The sequence below is a fragment of the Rhizobiaceae bacterium genome (assembly GCA_023953845.1).
GTDB lineage: Bacteria > Pseudomonadota > Alphaproteobacteria > Rhizobiales > Rhizobiaceae > Arvimicrobium.
In genome coordinates this window covers 4264288-4280603 of record JAMLJC010000001.1, presented here as the reverse complement: position 1 = coordinate 4280603, position 16316 = coordinate 4264288, and the positions used below count along the sequence as shown (strand labels likewise).

At 63.5% G+C, this 16316-nt stretch carries 16 protein-coding genes; 8 read left to right on the top strand and 8 right to left on the bottom strand.

Going from position 1 to position 16316, the window contains the following annotated elements; translation table 11 throughout:
- The first annotated feature begins 86 nt into the window (after positions 1-86).
- The 5 genes from M9955_21170 (at position 87) to M9955_21150 (ending at position 5101) form a co-directional block, all read left to right on the top strand.
- On the top strand, positions 87-974 hold the full coding sequence (locus M9955_21170) for a sugar phosphate isomerase/epimerase (GenBank protein ID MCO5084156.1): 888 nt from the start codon (positions 87-89) through the stop codon (positions 972-974).
- Between the two features lie 57 nt (positions 975-1031).
- On the top strand, positions 1032-2201 hold the full coding sequence (locus tag M9955_21165) for a mandelate racemase/muconate lactonizing enzyme family protein (GenBank protein ID MCO5084155.1): 1170 nt from the start codon (positions 1032-1034) through the stop codon (positions 2199-2201).
- A gap of 10 nt (positions 2202-2211) precedes the next feature.
- Positions 2212-2931, top strand: a complete 720-nt coding sequence (locus M9955_21160) for a FadR family transcriptional regulator (GenBank protein ID MCO5084154.1) — start codon at positions 2212-2214, stop codon at positions 2929-2931.
- Positions 2924-3904: a hydroxyacid dehydrogenase gene (locus M9955_21155; GenBank protein MCO5084153.1), complete on the top strand. Its 981-nt coding sequence runs from the start codon at positions 2924-2926 to the stop codon at positions 3902-3904. The genes M9955_21160 and M9955_21155 overlap by 8 nt, the downstream gene beginning before the upstream one ends.
- Before the next feature lie 105 nt (positions 3905-4009).
- Entirely contained in the window at positions 4010-5101 is a 1092-nt protein-coding gene (locus tag M9955_21150) for an NADH:flavin oxidoreductase/NADH oxidase (protein ID MCO5084152.1), read from the top strand.
- A gap of 73 nt (positions 5102-5174) precedes the next feature.
- Here M9955_21150 and M9955_21145 read toward each other — a convergent pair whose 3' ends face one another.
- The 8 genes from M9955_21145 to M9955_21110 all read right to left on the bottom strand — a co-directional run bounded on the left by M9955_21145 (position 5175) and on the right by M9955_21110 (position 13018).
- Positions 5175-6065 carry an NAD(P)-dependent oxidoreductase gene (locus M9955_21145; protein ID MCO5084151.1) on the bottom strand — a complete coding sequence of 297 codons (891 nt, stop codon included), beginning with the start codon at positions 6063-6065 and terminating at the stop codon, positions 5175-5177.
- Between the two features lie 284 nt (positions 6066-6349).
- Positions 6350-7435 carry an ABC transporter ATP-binding protein gene (locus M9955_21140; protein ID MCO5084150.1) on the bottom strand — a complete coding sequence of 362 codons (1086 nt, stop codon included), beginning with the start codon at positions 7433-7435 and terminating at the stop codon, positions 6350-6352.
- 2 nt (positions 7436-7437) lie between these two features.
- Positions 7438-8547 (bottom strand): ABC transporter ATP-binding protein, encoded by a 1110-nt coding sequence (locus M9955_21135; GenBank protein ID MCO5084149.1) that lies wholly within the window; start codon positions 8545-8547, stop codon positions 7438-7440.
- Complete coding sequence (locus M9955_21130; protein ID MCO5084148.1) at positions 8547-8750, bottom strand: hypothetical protein; 204 nt, start codon at positions 8748-8750, stop codon at positions 8547-8549. The genes M9955_21135 and M9955_21130 overlap by 1 nt, the downstream gene beginning before the upstream one ends.
- Positions 8747-9706, bottom strand: coding sequence for a carbohydrate ABC transporter permease (locus M9955_21125; GenBank protein ID MCO5084147.1), 960 nt, complete (start codon positions 9704-9706; stop codon positions 8747-8749). The genes M9955_21130 and M9955_21125 overlap by 4 nt, the downstream gene beginning before the upstream one ends.
- Before the next feature lie 7 nt (positions 9707-9713).
- Positions 9714-10619: a sugar ABC transporter permease gene (locus M9955_21120; protein MCO5084146.1), complete on the bottom strand. Its 906-nt coding sequence runs from the start codon at positions 10617-10619 to the stop codon at positions 9714-9716.
- Between the two features lie 77 nt (positions 10620-10696).
- The gene (locus tag M9955_21115; GenBank protein MCO5084145.1) at positions 10697-12007 is read right to left on the bottom strand and encodes an extracellular solute-binding protein; all 1311 of its coding nucleotides are present in this window, start codon (positions 12005-12007) and stop codon (positions 10697-10699) included.
- Positions 12008-12391: 384 nt separating this feature from the next.
- A complete protein-coding gene (locus M9955_21110; GenBank protein ID MCO5084144.1) occupies positions 12392-13018 on the bottom strand; it encodes a TetR/AcrR family transcriptional regulator in 627 nt (208 codons plus the stop codon).
- A gap of 85 nt (positions 13019-13103) precedes the next feature.
- On the opposite strand from M9955_21110, the gene M9955_21105 reads away from it, so the two are divergent.
- The 3 genes from M9955_21105 to M9955_21095 all read left to right on the top strand — a co-directional run bounded on the left by M9955_21105 (position 13104) and on the right by M9955_21095 (position 16314).
- Complete coding sequence (locus M9955_21105) at positions 13104-14297, top strand: Tm-1-like ATP-binding domain-containing protein (protein ID MCO5084143.1); 1194 nt, start codon at positions 13104-13106, stop codon at positions 14295-14297.
- A 10-nt stretch (positions 14298-14307) separates the two neighbouring features.
- Positions 14308-15144 (top strand): phosphoenolpyruvate hydrolase family protein, encoded by an 837-nt coding sequence (locus M9955_21100; GenBank protein MCO5084142.1) that lies wholly within the window; start codon positions 14308-14310, stop codon positions 15142-15144.
- A 129-nt stretch (positions 15145-15273) separates the two neighbouring features.
- Positions 15274-16314, top strand: a complete 1041-nt coding sequence (locus M9955_21095; GenBank protein MCO5084141.1) for a zinc-dependent alcohol dehydrogenase family protein — start codon at positions 15274-15276, stop codon at positions 16312-16314.
- Positions 16315-16316: the final 2 nt, after the last annotated feature.

Below are 16316 nucleotides of genomic sequence, written 5' to 3'. Positions count from 1 at the left end.
GAACCAGTTTTCAAGATCGGCTGTTGGGGAGGAGAGCCGTCCCGCGTTCCACGGGCGATATCAGGCGATTTGAAGAGGAAGAGACCATGCATCTTTCGACCCACAACTGGATGCGCGCCGAGCCGCTCGAGGTGACGCTCAAGCGCATCAAGAAGTTCGGCTACGAATCGATCGAGATCTCCGGCGAACCTGAACAGTACAAGCCTGCCGAAACGCGCGCGCTGCTGAAGGAGCACGGCATACGCTGCTGGGGCGCGGTGACGCTCATGCTCGGCGAACGCAACCTCGCGGCCAAGGATCAGGGCCAGCGGGAGCGCTCCGTCCAGTACGTCAAGGACGTACTGACCATGGTGAGCGAACTGGACGGCGAGATCATCACGCTGGTGCCGGCGACCGTCGGCAAGGTGGTGCCCGACGGCACGGAGGAAGAGGAGTGGACCTGGGTGGTGGACGCGACCCGCGAATGCTTCGCCCACGCCAGGAAGGTCGGCGTCAGGATCGCGGTCGAGCCGCTGAACCGTTTCGAGACCTATCTCTTCAACCGCGGCGAGCAGGCGCTGGCGCTGGCCGACGCGGTGAGCCCGGAATGCGGCGTCTGCCTCGACGCCTATCACCTCAACATGGAGGAATTCGACGTTCACGAAGCGATCCGCAAGGCCGGCAAGCGGCTTTTCGACTTCCATGTGGCCGACAACAACCGCTTTGCAGCCGGTCTCGGCACGATCGACTGGAAGGGGCTAGTCAAGACCCTGCGGGAAGTCGGCTATGACGGGGCGCTGACCAACGAGTTCGTCGCCCCGGTGGATCGCACGCCGGCCAATCGCTATCCCGAAATGGTGGAGCGCAATCCGGTGGATATCTCGCCCGAGCAGCTGAAGTTCATCCAGGATCACGGCTCCAGCGTTCTGACCGAGAAATTCTACACGGACCAGATGCGGATCACGGCGGAAACGATCCTGCCGCTGATCAAGTAGCCTCCCCGAGCACTCTTGAGCCCTCGCGCGGGTGTTGCGCGAGGGCCGAGGACCAGAATGAAAATCAGAAGTGTCCAAGCCTGGTGGGTGAGCGTACCCATCGCTGCCGCCAACCAGCACCGGAGCGACTTCGGGCAGATCGCGACGTTCGATGCGGCGATCCTGCGCATCGAGACCGATGACGGCATCGTCGGCTGGGGTGAAGGCAAGAACGCGGCCGGCAGCGCCGGGACCTATGGCGCGCTCGTGCACATGCTGAACCACGAGGTCGGCCCGCATCTGGTCGGCCGCGATCCGCGCGACATCAGCGATATTTGGGATACGCTCTACAATGGCGTGCGGCATCACTCGGCAAAACTGTCGGGCCATGCCATGCCACAGCTTTCGCGCCGCGGCATCTCGATGGCCGCGATCAGCGCGGTCGACCTTGCGCTCTGGGACATTCTGGGCAAGTCGCTGAACGTCCCGGTCTGGCGCCTGCTCGGCGGCCGCAAGACCGACCGGATGAAGGCCTACGCTTCCGGCGGCTGGGCGAACGCGGACGAGATCGGGGAGCAACTGCTCGGCTACATAGCGAAGGGCGGGTTCAAGGCCGTGAAGATGCGCGTCGGCGCCATGGACGGCGCGCCGCACATTTCCGCGCGGCGGGTCGAGGCGGCGCGCGAGGCGCTGGGACCCGATATCGACCTGATGGTGGACGCACACGGCACCTACACCGTGGCGGATGCGAAAAGGTTCGCGAAGCTCAGCGAGGAAAGCAACCTCGCCTGGTTCGAGGAACCCGTCGTCGGCGACGACAAGGCCGGCATGGCCGAGGTGCGGGCGGCATCGATCGTGCCGATCGCGGCGGGAGAAAGCGAGACGACGCGCTTCGACTTCCGGGACATGGCCGTGGCGAAATCCGCCGACATCTTCCAGCCGGACCTCGCCTTCTGCGGCGGCATCACCGAGGCGATGCGCATCTCGGCGATCGCGTCGGCGTTCAATCTCAGGCTGGCGCCGCACCTGTGGGCGGGCGCGCCGGCATTTTATGCCGGCCTGCATGTCTGCGCGGCATCGCCGGCCAGCTTCATCGTCGAATACTCGCTCGGCGCCAATCCGATGCTGCACGATCTCGTCGAGGAGGACGTCGACCTGAAGGACGGGGCGGTGGCCATTCCGGATCGGCCGGGACTTGGCGTCACGGTCTCTGAAAGTTTCTTGAAGGCACACGCCATGAAGGGCTAGAGCCTTGGACATGACCGAGAAGAATCTGCTCGCCGAACTGGCGTCCTATCTCTTCACCTGTTCCAGGACGGAGAGCAGGCGGCTTCCCTCCGAACGCGAGCTCGCCGACCATTTCGCCGTGTCGCGCGGCCAGATCCGCGAGGCGCTTGCGATTCTGGAGGCCATGCGCATCGTGGAGCGGCGCGCGAAGTCGGGCATCTACCTCACTACCCGGCAGGCGAGCGTGGAGGCGATGGCGCTTTTCGCCAAGGCCGGCGTGCCGCTCGACCCTGTGCAGATCTATGAAACGGTCGAGTTGCGGAAGATCCACGAGATCAAGGCGGCGGAACTGGCGTGTTCCCGCGCCACCGAGGAGAACTACGAAAGGCTGCGCGAGATCCTGAAGTCCTCCGAGGATCGGCTGGCCGCCGGCGAGGGCCTGGCGCTGGAGGACCGCGACTTTCATCTGGAGATCGTCCGCGCCACCAAGAACAGCGTCTTCCATCGTATCTGCAGCGTCTATTATGTGATGGGCGAAGGGCGGCTGCCGATCTATTTCAACGATCCGGAACGCGGCCGGAAATCCCATGCCGAGCATCTGCAGATATTCGACGCCCTGCTGCGGCGCGACGGCAATCTCGCCCAGGCGCTGATGAGCGCGCACCTGCAAGGCGCGGAGAGCTACTGGAAAGGCCTTATCGAGCCTTCGGAGGCCTCGAACGAGGCGGATCGTCCCCTTCAGCATGCCTGAGCCGATCGTCTATTCCACCCACCCGCTGCATCCCCGCGCCGAGGCGCGGCTGGCGAGCGCGGCGAAGCTCTCCATCGCGTCCGCGCTCGATGCGGCAACACTCGAACGCGAAGGCCGCGAGGCGGATGTCATCATCGTTCGTGCGCCGCTTCCCCCAGCTCTTTTCGACAATGCGCCGCGGCTGAAAGTAGCGGTTCGTCATGGTGCCGGCATCGACATGATCCCGTACGAGGCGGCGACGCGCGCAGGCGTCCTTATCGCCAACGTGCCCGGCGCCAATGCGCGCACGGTCGCCGAACACGTCTTTTTCGCCGCGATCGCGCTGCTGCGCCGCTTCCGCAAGGTCGACGGCGATCTGCGGGAAAAGGGCTGGCTTGCCGGCCGCGCGCATGCCGAACGCGGATCGGACCTCTCCGGCAAGGTCCTCGGCATCGTCGGGATGGGCAATATCGGCAAGACCATCGCGTCGATCGCGCGCCACGGCTTCGGCATGGAGGTGATCGCCAACAGCCGCCGCGCCGAAAGCCTGTCCGAAGGCGTGAGGTTCGCCGATCTCGACGCGCTGATGGGCGAGGCCGACATCATCGTCCTGTGCTGCCCGCTGACGCCGGAGACCACGGGTCTCGTCAATCGCGAGCGGATCGCCCGGATGAAGCCGCACAGCCTTCTTGTAAACGTATCGCGAGGCCCGGTGATCGATGACGACGCGCTGATCAGAGCGCTCAGGGAACAACGCATCGGCGGCGCGGCGCTGGATGTCTTCGCTGCGCAGCCGCTGCCGCCGGATCATCCATATTTCAGTTTCGACAATGTGATCATCACGCCGCACATGGCGGGGATTACCGAAGACAGCATGCTGCGCATGGGTCTCGGCGCCGTCGAGGAAGCGTTGCGCGTTCTTGCGGGCGAACTGCCGCTCAACCTGCGCAATGCCGAAGCAGTCGAACGCTATCGCAGCCGTTTTCCAATATAGCACGCCCGCGGTATCCCACCCGGCATCAGGGGCCGCCAAATCGCCTATTGTGCGGTGCGGCATGCATCCTAGATTATTGATCTATCCTACCGGAGCCTTTTTCCCATGACCGATCTTTTCTCGCCCATCACACTGGGCGCGCTGGAGTTTTCGAACCGCATCGCCGTTGCGCCAATGTGCCAGTATTCCGCCAATGACGGCGCGGCGAGCGACTGGCATCTCTACCACTGGATGAATCTCGCAATGTCGGGCGCTTCGATGGTCACCGTCGAAATGACCGATGTCGAACGGCGTGGCCGGATCAGCCATGGTTGTCTCGGCCTCTATTCGGACGCCGACGAAGCCGCGGCGGAGCGGGCGCTGGCCGCGGCGAAACGCGTCGCCGCGCCCGGCACGAAGTTCGGCACCCAGATCGCGCATGCCGGCCGCAAGGCCTCATGCCAGCGCCCATGGGAAGGCGGCGGTCCCCTCGCCCCGGATCAGGACCCATGGCAGACCGTTTCGGCCTCGGCGATCCCGTTCGATGCCGGCTGGCACACGCCGCATGCGCTGACCGAGCCGGAGATCGCGGCAATGATTAGCAAATATGCCGCTGCTGCCCGCCGTGCCGCCCGCGCCGGCTTCGATTTCATCGAATTGCACGGCGCGCACGGCTACCTCATCCACCAGTTCATTTCGCCGCTCTCCAATCATCGAACCGACGACTGGGGCGGCTCCCTCGAAAACCGCATGCGCTTCGTCGTGGAGATCGCGCGGGAAGTGCGCAAGGCAGCACCCGATCTGATGCTCGGCATCCGCCTTTCGGTGAAGGACTGGGTCGATGGCGGGCTGGTCGAGGACGATACGGTCGAGGTAGTCAAGGCGTTGAAAGCCGTAGGCATCAGCTATGTCTGCTGCTCTAGCGGCGGCAATTCGCCTGCTCAAAAAATCCCGTCCGGGCCGGGCTATCAGGTGCATCTGGCCGAGTATGTGAAGCAGCGCGTCGATATTCCCGTCCGGGCTGTCGGCATGATCGACGAGCCGCATCAGGCGAACGATATCATCACAGGGGGCCGCGCCGACATCGTGGCTATCGGCCGCGCCCTTCTCGCCGATCCGCGCTGGCCCTGGCGGGCAGCCGCAACCCTCGGGCACGAGATCGAGGTCGCGCCGCAATTCCAGCGCGCAGCGTTCCTTGCCAGGAAATGGGCGGCGTAGGCGGGCCGCAACGCTTTGTCGCCTGAAACGGCATGGCGCGTCATCCGCCATGCCTTCGCCGATTTTCTTGGGATCAGGCGTATTTGCGCCAGTCGTGCTCTTCCTTGAAGCCGAGCACTTCGCGGATCTTGCGGTTGGAAAGCGGCGCCTCGAAGCCTTCTAGCGGGCGCGTGACCGGCGTATCCGGCGCCCATTTCTTCAGGAATTCGGCAGTCGGCTCGTTGGCGGTGATGGTGTCGTTGGTCGCGTTGAAGACCTGGAAGCCGAGGCCGTCCTTCTCAAGGCAGAGATGCACGATCTGGCCGAGGTCGCGCGCGTCGATATAGCTCCACGCATTGCGCTTGCGCAGCGGCGGATTGGCCGCATAGGTCTTGAACGGGCCGTATTCGTGCGGCTCGATGACGTTGCCGATGCGCAGCGCGTAGATATCGGCGCCGTAGCGGGCGGCGAAGGCGCGCGCCGTGTGCTCGTTGAGCTGCTTGGACAGGCCGTAACTGTCCATCGGATCGATCTCGTAGTCTTCCTCAAGAGGGAACTGCTTGAAATCCTTCTCACCCTCGGTGAAGCAGACGCCATAGGTCGTCTCGCTCGACGCGATGACGACCTTGCGGACGCCGAGCTTCATCGCCGCTTCGATCACGTTGTACGTGCTGATGACGTTGGCGGAAAAGGTGACGTTGTCGGGGTTGATCAGGACGCGGGGAACCGCCGCGAAGTGAACGACCGCGTCCGGCGCGGCCGGAACGGCGGCTTTCTCATAGCCGTCAAAGCCGAAATGCATCGACAGGGCATTGAAGACCTGTCCGCTGTCGGTGACGTCGGTGATCAGCGTGTTGACGCCCGGGCAATCGAGCGGTTTCAGGTCGACGTTCAGAATGTCGTAGTCGCCGCGCTCCTTCAGCCATGGCACGACATGCTTGCCGGCCTTGCCCGAGCCGCCGGTGAAAACGATACGTTTCGTCATGAAAGCTTCCTTCGAAATGTGTTGGCTGGGGGGCTACGTCTTGAAACCCGGCGCGTGCACGGCCCCTCATCCGCCTGCCGGCGTCTTCTCCCCGCAAATGGGAAGAAGGCGGGCTGCCGCTTCGGCTTCGCTCACCACCAGTGTTGAAGAACATCCGGAAAGGCTGAAGAAGCGGCCTTTTCCCCGTTTGCGGGGAGAAGACGCCGGCAGGCGGATGAGGGGCAACATTCGCTTTGGAGAGTAAGGCGCAAATCCTTGCGGCTCAAGCCTTCCGAACCAAGCGTCTACCCCGCATGCCGCAGGCTGACGCCCGAGCCCTTGTCGAAGATCGCGACCTTGCCGGGATTCCAGCCGAAACGCACGGAATCCTCGATGCTGACATCCGTGCGGGCCGATGTCGTTGCCCGTAGCATCGTATCGCCAACCCGCAGCGTAACGATCTTCTCGACGCCATGATTCTCCACATCGTGAACCTTCGCTTCCACGGGGCCTGCGGGATCGAGCGCAACGTCCTCCGGCCGGATGCCGAAGGTCAGCGGCCGCTCGTCCATCGGCGTTCCCGCCTTCGCGACGCCTTCATAGGGCAATTCAAAGCTCATCGGCTGGAACACGGCGCGCCCGCCGACGAGACGGCCATCGAGAAGATTCATCGGCGGCGAACCGACGAAGGATGCGACGAAGGTGTCGCGCGGATTGTTGTAGATCTCCTGCGGGGTGCCGACCTGAACCAGACTGCCGTGGTTGAGCACACCGACCTTGTCGCCCATCGACATGGCCTCGATCTGGTCGTGCGTGACGAACAGGAAGGTCTGGCCGAGGTTCATCTGGATGTTTTTCAGCTCGGTGCGAAGCGCCTCGCGCAGCTTCGCGTCCAGCGCCGACAGCGGCTCGTCCATCAGGAAGACGCGCGGCTTGCGCACGATGGCGCGGCCGATCGAGACGCGCTGCATCTCGCCGCCCGAGAGGCGGTCCGTCTTGCGCTCCAGCAGATGCTCGATTCGCAGCGTCTTCGCCGCGCGGGCGACGCGTTCCTTGATCTCGGCGTCCGGCACGCGCCGGATCTTCGATTTCAGCGGGAACTCCAGATTCTCGCGCACCGTATAGCGCGGATAGAGCGAGTATTGCTGCAGCACCAGCGCCACGTCGCGCTCCGCCGCGCCCCAGTCCGCCACATCGACACCGTCGATGAAGACCTGGCCGTCCGTGGGCTTTTCCAGACCCGCGATGAGGCGCAAGGTGGTGGTCTTGCCCGCTCCGGTCTCACCGAGCAGCACGAAGAACTCGCCGTCCGCGATCTCAAGGCTCAGATCCTTCAACGCGACGTGGCGGCCGAATGTCTTGGTGATGTTCTTCAGTTGGATATGCGCCATCTTCAGAGCCTCACGCCGAGCGAGTTGCCGCTCGCCTTGTCGAAGAAATGGGCCTGGGCGGGGTCGATGCGGGCGAAGACGCGCTCGCCGGCCTGCGGCACGAAGCCCGAACGGGTGCGAGCGCGAAGCATCTGTGAGCCGACCTTGAGATCGACGATGTCGTAGGAGCCGAGCGGTTCGATGATGTGGGCCTCGACCGGCAGATATCCCTGCTGCGGCTCGCGGGCCACCAGAACGCCTTCCGGCCGGATGCCGAGCGCCAGCCTGTCCTTGCTGCCATTCGCAGCGTCGAGCATGCCGAGGAGCTGGATGGGAAAGGCAAAGCCCTCTCCTGTGCCGTCGACGGCGACTGTGGCTTCCTTGCCGGCGGAGGAAACGGTGGCGTCGGCGATGTTCATCACCGGGCTGCCGACGAACTGCGCTACGAACATGTTGGTCGGGTGTGCGTAGACTTCCGCCGGCGAGCCGACCTGCTGCAGAACGCCTTCGTGCATGATGACGATGCGGTCCGCGAGGCTCATAGCCTCGATCTGGTCATGGGTGACGTAGATGGTGGTCGAGCCCTGCTTCAGATGCAGCCGCTTGATCTCGGCGCGCATTTCCTCGCGCAGCTTGGCGTCGAGCGCGCCGATCGGCTCGTCCATCAGCATGGCCTTGGGCCGCCTGACGAGAGCCCGGCCGATCGCCACACGCTGCATGTCGCCGCCCGAAAGCGCCGAGGGCTTCTTGTCCAGAAGCTCGGTGATGCGCAGGATTTTGGCGATCTCGCGCACCGCCTTGTCGACCTCGCCCTTGCTCATGCGCGTAGCCCTGAGCGGGAAGGCGATGTTCTCGTAGACGGTCATGTGGGGGTAGAGCGAGAAGGACTGGAACACCATGGCGATGTCCCGGTCCGAGCACTTGAGGTGCTGGACGGGCTGGCCGTCGATGAGGATGTCGCCCTCGTCGATGGTCTCCAGCCCGGCAATGGCGCGCAGCGTGGTCGTCTTGCCGCAGCCGGACTGGCCGAGCAGCACGATGAACTCGTTGTCCTCGATCTTCAGGTTGAGGTCCTTGATTACCTGCACCGCCCCGAAGAACTTCTGGACGCCGCGTAGCTCGATCTGGGTCATCAGTGACCTTCCCCGTGCTCGGCCTTCGGCGCCGCCTCGGGCTTCGACCCGAACCAGTTGGTCAGCATGAAGGTGATCAGACCGACAATGACGATGGTGAGGCCGTAGCGGTGAAGGAACAGGTTCCACGGCTGGCAAAGCGCCACGATGCCGAGAACCATGACGATTTCCGCTACCCTCTGAAGCTTGTCCGACCGTATCATTTGCGGATCGCTCCGAACGTAACGCCGCGCAGGAGATGCTTGCGGAGCAGGAAGGTGAAGACGGCCACCGGCAGCAGGAACAGCAGCGTGCCGGCCGCGATGACGGTCCAGTCGGGCAGGCCGGAGCCGACCTGCGAAGGGATGAAGGGCGGCGCGGTCTGGGCGCGGCGGTTCGTCATGATGAGCGCGAAGGCATATTCGTTCCACGCCGTGATGAAGCAGAACACGGCGGTCGCGGCGATGCCGGTGGCGGCCTCCGGCAGCACGACCTTGAAGAAAGCCTGCATGCGCGTGTAGCCGTCGACGAGCGCAGCCTCCTCATATTCCTTCGGGATTTCGTCCATGAAGCCCTTCATCAGCCAGACCGAGAAGGACAGGTTGAAGGCCGTGTAGAGGATGATCAGGCCCCAATGCGTGTCGTTGAGGCCGACGACCCGGTACATCAGGAACATCGGGATAGCCACCACCACGGGTGGCAGCATTCTGGTCGACAGGATGAAGAAGAGCAGGTCGCCCTCCCCCTTCACCTTGAAACGCGAGAAGCCGTAGGCCGTGAAGGTGCCCATGCCGACCGCCAGCACCGTCGAGACGATGGCCACGATCAGCGAGTTCATGAAGCGGCTGGGGTAGCCCGACCACTGCACATTGCCCCTGCCGTCACGCACCACCTTCTCGCCGCCGTCGAAAACCAGTCGCTCCCACCAGGGCGCGGCTTCGTATTCCTCGGGGTTGACCGGCGCCCGCATCTGCGAGCGCTTGGTGAAGAGCTTCACCCATGGCGAGATTTCGGGCGTGAACACGACCGTCGGCGGAATGGTGGTCGACAGGTTGCGCGGCTTGAAGGCCGTGGAGGCGATCCAGTAGATCGGCGCCAGGAAGATCAGCGTCACGATCAGCACGCCGACGATGGCGAGCTTGTTCAGCGTGCGTTCGGAGGATGTGGTGACGGCGGCCATGGTCGTCTCAGCGCTCCTTCACCTTGTTTAGATATTTGACGTAGATGTTGGTGATGGCAAGCACCATGACGAGCACGATGTAGGCCAGCGCGCAGGAGCGGCCCGTCTGCCATTCCTGGAACGCCATCTTGTAGAGCCGTATCGAGATCACCTCGGTCGTCGGCTGGCTTGTCAGGATGTAGGCCAGGTCGAAGGTTTTGAAGGCCTCCATGGTGCGGAAGATGATGGCGATCATCAGGATCGGCGCGACAAGCGGCAGCGTGATGCGGAAGAAGGTGTAGAACGGTCCCGCACGGTCGATGGCGGCGGCCTCGTAGAGATGCTTCGGCACAGCGGACAGCCCGGCCAGCGAGAGCAGCATCACGAAAGGCGACCACATCCAGATATCGGTGATGGCGACGGCATAAAGAGCCATGTCCGGGTTCGACAGCCATTCGAAGGTGCCGAGGCCGAGCGCATAGTTGATGATGCCGAAGGACGGATCGTAGAGCAGCTTCCAGAACAGGCCCACGACGGCCATCGACAGCATCATAGGCAGCAGAAGCAGCGTCGTGATAAGCCCCTTGAACGGGATTTCGCGGTTGAGCAGCATCGCCACGCCGAAGCCGACCGCGACCTGCCCGACCACCGAGACGATGACGTATTTCGCCGTGATCGAGAAATTCGACCAGATGAAGGGGTCGTTGAGCAGTTCACGGTAATTCTGAAGGCCGACGAAATTCCAGCCGGTATTCGTATTGGCGCGGAAGTCGGTGAACGAATAACCCAGCGAATAGATCAGCGGGAAGATGTTGAAGACGATCAGGAACAGGATCGTCGGAATGATGAAGAGGTTGCGGATCGTGATATCGCTCATGCCGCGGGAGGCGGCGCGCGATTTCGGATCAAGCCTTGTCATGACGGCTGTGGCCACCGACTCTCCTCCCCTGAGAGCATTCCGGAAAGAAAACGGAGGGGGCGGGACTGCCGCCCCCTCCGGATCTGTCGTCCTCAGTTCTGCGGACGGTTGTATTTCTTGAACGTGGCGTTCCAGTCCGCCGCGAGGTTATCAAGCGCTTCCTTCGCGGTGCCCTGCCCCGCCGTCACGAACGGGTAGACGCGCTGGTTCATCTGGATCAGCAGTTCGGCATATTCCGGCGTCGCCCAGAAATCCTTCACCTTGAACATGGTGTCGTAGAACGCCTTGTTATACGGCGTGGCGTTCTGGAACTCGGCGCTTTCGAGAACCGAGACGTTGCAGGTATAGCCGCCAAGCTCGGCCCAGCGCTTCTGGGTCTCGTCCTTCACGAACCACTCGAGGAACTTGAACGCCTCTTCCTGATTCTGCGAATAGGACACGATCGAGATGCCCTGCCCGCCGAGCGCCGCATACTGGTCGCCGTCAGGACCAGCCGGATTGGCGAAGAAACCGGTGTTCTTGGCGTGCGGGTTCGAGGCCTCGTTCACGAGTGCCGGGAAGAAGGCGAAGTAGTTCATGCTCATCGCCGCCAAGCCTTCGGTGATCGCCTGGTTATCCTCGATGAAGAACGACTTTGCCCAGCCAGGAGGCGTAAAGCCATAGAGCTCGCGATACATTTCGAGCGCCTTGACGTTCTTATCGGAATTGACGATGCCGTCGACCTTGTAATTGGCATAGTCGCCAAGCTCGCCGCCATAAGAGAAGATGGCGTTTTCGACACCCATCACCAGCGCGTCATAGGAATTGTCGGTGTAGATGGCGATGCCGTAGCGCTTCTCGTCCGGGCGGTGGAAGAACTCGGCGATGTCGCGCAACTCCTTCCAGTCCTTCGGCGGCGCGAGGTCGTAGCCGTACTTGGCCTTGAACGCTTCCATTTCCTTGGGGTCCTCGAACCAGTCCTTGCGATAGGACCAGCCCACGGCGTCACCCTCGGCCGGAACCGACCAGTATTTGCCGGAAGCGGACGGGTATTCCGAATAATACTTCACGGTGGCCGGCGCCATCGTCTCGTTCAGCTTGTGCTTGTTGAAGAAGTCGGTCAGGTCGACATAGTGACCAGCCTCGGAAGCCGCGCCGATCCACTGGGAGTCGCCGACGACCATGTCATAGGCCGATCCCTTCGCGTTGAACTCGGTGAAGGCCTTCGTCTGGAAATCCGACCACGGCGTCGTCTCGACCGTGACCTTGACGCCGGTTTCCTTCTCGTACTCGTTCGCAAGTTCCTGAAGATAGTTGGACGGGTCCCATTCCGCCCAAAATATCGTCAATTCCTGCGACCATGCCGAGCCGCTGTAGGCCAGCATCGAAATACCGGCCAACAAGCCAGCCAATCCCTTGCGCATATCGGTTCTCCTCCCTTCGCGCTTCCGTTCCACCCTGCCAGATGCCGCCTTTGCGCCTCCGGCACACTGCCAGACGGCAGACTCCGTTCCTCGTCCCTGCCCGATCCGACCTCCCTGTGTTCGACTTTCGACAGTCGGATCGAGGCCCTTTCCTTGCCTCCCGGCGGCCATCCTTATCACGATAATCTGGTATTACCAATGGTCGATGATGGTCAAGGGCTTTCTTCCAAACACAAATTCGACACCCAAGATCGCAGCTTATCGCCTTTATTCCAAGCGTCAAAGCGATGTTGTAATCGATTTAACATAGAAGCTTCCAATCGGCCCCCAGCCATAACCGCAAGGATTGGTCGGACCAGTTAAGGCGCAAACGGTCGTGACTTTTCATCTCCCGTGATTGTCCGCGGACGCGACGAGAAGGTCTGCCGCCCATAAAATAACCTCCCTCGACTCCTCGCCCTCCATGCCCCATATGTCCTTCAGGATAATGAGCGCCTCGATGCCGAACAGGAGCGAAAGCGCCTTGGTAAGCCGGTCGAGCATGTGCGGCGCCATGCTGCCCGCAAGCGGGGCCACCGCGTCGCGCAGCAGCGCGATACGATGGCCGCGCGTGAATTGAGGCTCGCTGCTCTCGGTGCCGGCGTTGCGCATCGCCCATTGGTCGAGCGCGTGTTTCAGCGCGGCGCGAAAGGTCGCCTCGAATGCCTCGATGCGGGGTATCGACGCCGTCAGCAGGGATTTCGTGCGGACGCGCGCGTCTCGCGATCCCGACTTCCAGTCCAGGATAGGTCCCAGCGCCTCGTCGACGACGGCATGAACCAGAGCGGCCTGCGACGGGAAATAGCGATAGGCCGTGGCGCGCGAGACATCCGCAGCCTCCGCCACATCGGTGACGGACGGGATGGTTCCCGCCTGCATCAGCCGTGTCGCGGCGGCAAGCATGAGCCTGCGTGTCCGCGCCCTGGGACCACGCTCAATGCGGGTTTCCGTTTGTTGACGTGAGACGTCCATATCAATACGATACTCTCGTCTCATTTTGCATGCAACTGCCGGCGAACGGCGGGATACGACGCGAGAACGTCGCGCGGGAGGACCGATGGGGAGGATCTACGTCGCCGGCACCGCCGACACGAAAGGCGAGGAACTCGCCTATCTGGCTGACGCCGTCACGGCAGCGGGGGCAGAAGCAGTGCGCGTTGACGTCGGGACGCGCATGCCGACCGTGCCCGTCGACGTTTCGGCCCGGGAGGTCGCGGATCACCATCCCGATGGCGTCGACGCGGTTCTCAGCGGCGACGACCGCGGCACCGCCGTGGCGCGGATGGGAGAAGCCTTCGCCGCTTTCGTCACCAGCCGCACCGATATTGCCGGGATCGTGGGCATCGGCGGCGGCGGCGGCACGTCGATCATCACGGCCGGGATGCGGGCGCTCCCGCTCGGCCTGCCAAAGCTCATGGTGTCGACGCTCGCGTCCGGCGACGTGTCGCCCTATGTGGACGTTTCCGACATCGTCATGATGCCGTCCATCACCGACATGGCCGGTCTCAACCGGCTGTCGCGCGTCATCCTGCGCAACGCCGCCCATGCCATCGCCGGGATGGCGAAGGCGCCGGCCGCAAGCACGGAAGGCAAGCCGGCGCTCGGGTTCACCATGTTCGGCGTGACCACGCCGTGCGTGACGGCGATGGTCGAACGCCTGCGCGGCGACTATGACTGCATGGTCTTCCACGCCACCGGCACGGGCGGCCGCTCCATGGAGAAGCTTGCCGACAGCGGTCTGCTTGCCGGCGTGCTCGATATGACGACCACGGAGGTCTGCGACCTGCTGGTCGGCGGCGTGCTGGCCGCCACACAGGACAGGTTCGGCGCGATCGCGCGCACCGGCATTCCCTATGTGGGCTCAGTCGGTGCGCTGGACATGGTGAATTTCTGGGCGCCGCCGACGATCCCCGAACACTTCAGGGACAGGCTGTTCTACAAGCACAACCCCAACGTGACACTGATGCGGACGACGCAGGAGGAGTGCCGCGAAATCGGCCGCTGGATCGCCGGAAAACTCAATGCCTGCAACGGGCCGGTCAGGTTCCTGATCCCGGAGAAAGGCGTGTCGGCGCTCGATATCGAAGGCAACGCCTTCTGGAATCCGGAAGCGGACGACGCGCTCTTCGAGGCGATCGAAACGGCGCTGAAGGCGGCTCCCGACCGGCGTCTGATCCGGCTGCCGTTGCACATCAACGACCCTGAATTCGCCGAGGCCGCCGTGGCGGCCTTCAAGGAAATCGCAAACTGACGAGACGACGATGCCGGCAATTCCGCGCAAGGACATACTGACGAAATTCCGCGCCATGATCGAGGCGGGCAAGCCCATCGTGGGCGGCGGCGCTGGCACCGGGCTTTCGGCCAAGGCCGAGGAAGCCGGCGGCATCGACCTCATCATCATCTACAATTCCGGCCGCTACCGCATGGCGGGGCGCGGCTCGGCGGCAGGCCTGCTCGCCTACGGCAACGCCAACAAGATCGTGAAGGAGATGGCGGTCGAGGTGCTGCCGGTGGTGAAGAAAACGCCGGTGCTGGCCGGCGTCAACGGCACCGATCCGTTCGTGCTGATGCCGCGTTTCCTCGCCGAACTGAAGGAGATGGGTTTTTCGGGGGTCCAGAATTTTCCGACCATCGGCCTTTTCGACGGGGCGATGCGGCAGAGTTTCGAGGAAACCGGCATGGGCTACGGGCTGGAGGTCGACATGATCGCGCTCGCGCATTCCATGGACCTGCTGACGACGCCTTACGTCTTCAATCCCGAGGAAGCGAAGGCGATGGCGAAGGCCGGCGCGGACATCATCGTGGCGCATATGGGCGTGACGACCGGCGGGACGATCGGGGCTACGAGCGCGAAATCGCTGGACGATTGCGTGAAAGAGATCGACGCCATATCCGCAGCGGCGCGCTCCGTGCGCAAGGACGTCATCATGCTTTGTCATGGCGGCCCGATCTCGATGCCGGACGACGCGGCCTACATCCTCTCCAATTGCGAGCGCATGCACGGCTTCTACGGCGCGTCCAGCATGGAGCGCCTGCCGGCGGAAGCGGCGATCCGCGACCAGACGGCAAGCTTCAAGGGCCTTTCACTCAAGCGTTGAGCAAGGCCCGTCACGCCGGCTGGCGCAACGCGGCAACCCGATCTTCTCCTTGTCCGCAGTGGCTCGCGCGTGTAGCCACTTCCGCACGTCCGCTGCCGGCATCAGGGCGGACAGTTCGGGAGTATCGCAATGAAAGCCGTCCTTTTCGAAGTTTTTGGCCAGCCGCCGACTGTCGAGACCGTGCCGGATCCCGCGCCCGCCGATGACGGCGTGGTCATCAAGGTGGAGGCGACCGGGCTCTGCCGCAGCGACTGGCATGGCTGGATGGGACACGATCCGGACGTCCGCCTGCCGCATGTGCCGGGGCACGAGCTGGCGGGAACGGTAGCCGCGACCGGAAAATCGGTCGGACGCTGGAAGACCGGCGACCGCGTCACGGTGCCGTTCGTCGCAGCATGCGGCCAGTGCTTCGAATGTTCCTCCGGCAACCATCAGGTCTGCGAGCGTCAGTTCCAGCCTGGCTTTTCCGCATGGGGCTCCTTCGCGGAATATGTCGCGATCGACCACGCCGACACCAATCTCATCCGCCTGCCGGACGATATGGAGTTCGCGACGGCCGCGAGCCTCGGCTGCCGGTTCGTGACGTCGTTCCGCGCCGTCGTAGATCAGGGGCGCGTGCAGCCGGGCGAATGGGTGGCGGTGCATGGCTGCGGCGGCGTCGGCCTTTCTGCCATCATGATCGCCAGCGCCATGGGCGCGAATGTCGTCGCGATCGACCTCAGCGACGAGAAGCTCGCTTTCGCAAAGCAGCTTGGCGCCGTCGCGACGCTCAACGCCAGCGAAACGCCGAATGTCGTCAAGGCGGTGAAGCAGGTCACGAATGGCGGCGCGCACATGTCGATGGATGCGCTCGGCCACCCGACGACATGCTTCAACTCCGTATCGAACCTGCGCCGGCGCGGCCGTCACATGCAGGTCGGCCTGATGCTCGGCGACCACGCCAAGGCGGCGATCCCCATGGCGAAGGTGATCGCCTTCGAGCTGGAAATCCGCGGCAGCCACGGCATGCAGGCGTTCCGCTACAAGCCGATGCTGGACATGATCTCGGCCGGCAAGCTGTCGCCTGACCTGCTGGTCGGCAAGCGCATCTCGCTGGAGGAAGCGCCGGCGGCGCTGATGGCCATGGACCGCTTCGAGGGAACGGGCATCAGCGTCATCACGCGGTTCTGAGG

Coding starts and splice junctions, on each gene's coding strand:
- M9955_21155 (MCO5084153.1), top strand. CDS start 2,924: ATGCCTGAGCCGATCGTCTATTCCACCCACCCGCTGCATCCCCGCGCC.
- M9955_21100 (MCO5084142.1), top strand. CDS start 14,308: ATGCCGGCAATTCCGCGCAAGGACATACTGACGAAATTCCGCGCCATG.
- M9955_21130 (MCO5084148.1), bottom strand. CDS start 8,750: ATGATACGGTCGGACAAGCTTCAGAGGGTAGCGGAAATCGTCATGGTT.
- M9955_21115 (MCO5084145.1), bottom strand. CDS start 12,007: ATGCGCAAGGGATTGGCTGGCTTGTTGGCCGGTATTTCGATGCTGGCC.
- M9955_21095 (MCO5084141.1), top strand. CDS start 15,274: ATGAAAGCCGTCCTTTTCGAAGTTTTTGGCCAGCCGCCGACTGTCGAG.
- M9955_21125 (MCO5084147.1), bottom strand. CDS start 9,706: ATGGCCGCCGTCACCACATCCTCCGAACGCACGCTGAACAAGCTCGCC.
- M9955_21165 (MCO5084155.1), top strand. CDS start 1,032: ATGAAAATCAGAAGTGTCCAAGCCTGGTGGGTGAGCGTACCCATCGCT.
- M9955_21140 (MCO5084150.1), bottom strand. CDS start 7,435: ATGGCGCATATCCAACTGAAGAACATCACCAAGACATTCGGCCGCCAC.
- M9955_21135 (MCO5084149.1), bottom strand. CDS start 8,547: ATGACCCAGATCGAGCTACGCGGCGTCCAGAAGTTCTTCGGGGCGGTG.
- M9955_21105 (MCO5084143.1), top strand. CDS start 13,104: ATGGGGAGGATCTACGTCGCCGGCACCGCCGACACGAAAGGCGAGGAA.
- M9955_21160 (MCO5084154.1), top strand. CDS start 2,212: ATGACCGAGAAGAATCTGCTCGCCGAACTGGCGTCCTATCTCTTCACC.
- M9955_21170 (MCO5084156.1), top strand. CDS start 87: ATGCATCTTTCGACCCACAACTGGATGCGCGCCGAGCCGCTCGAGGTG.
- M9955_21145 (MCO5084151.1), bottom strand. CDS start 6,065: ATGACGAAACGTATCGTTTTCACCGGCGGCTCGGGCAAGGCCGGCAAG.
- M9955_21110 (MCO5084144.1), bottom strand. CDS start 13,018: ATGGACGTCTCACGTCAACAAACGGAAACCCGCATTGAGCGTGGTCCC.
- M9955_21150 (MCO5084152.1), top strand. CDS start 4,010: ATGACCGATCTTTTCTCGCCCATCACACTGGGCGCGCTGGAGTTTTCG.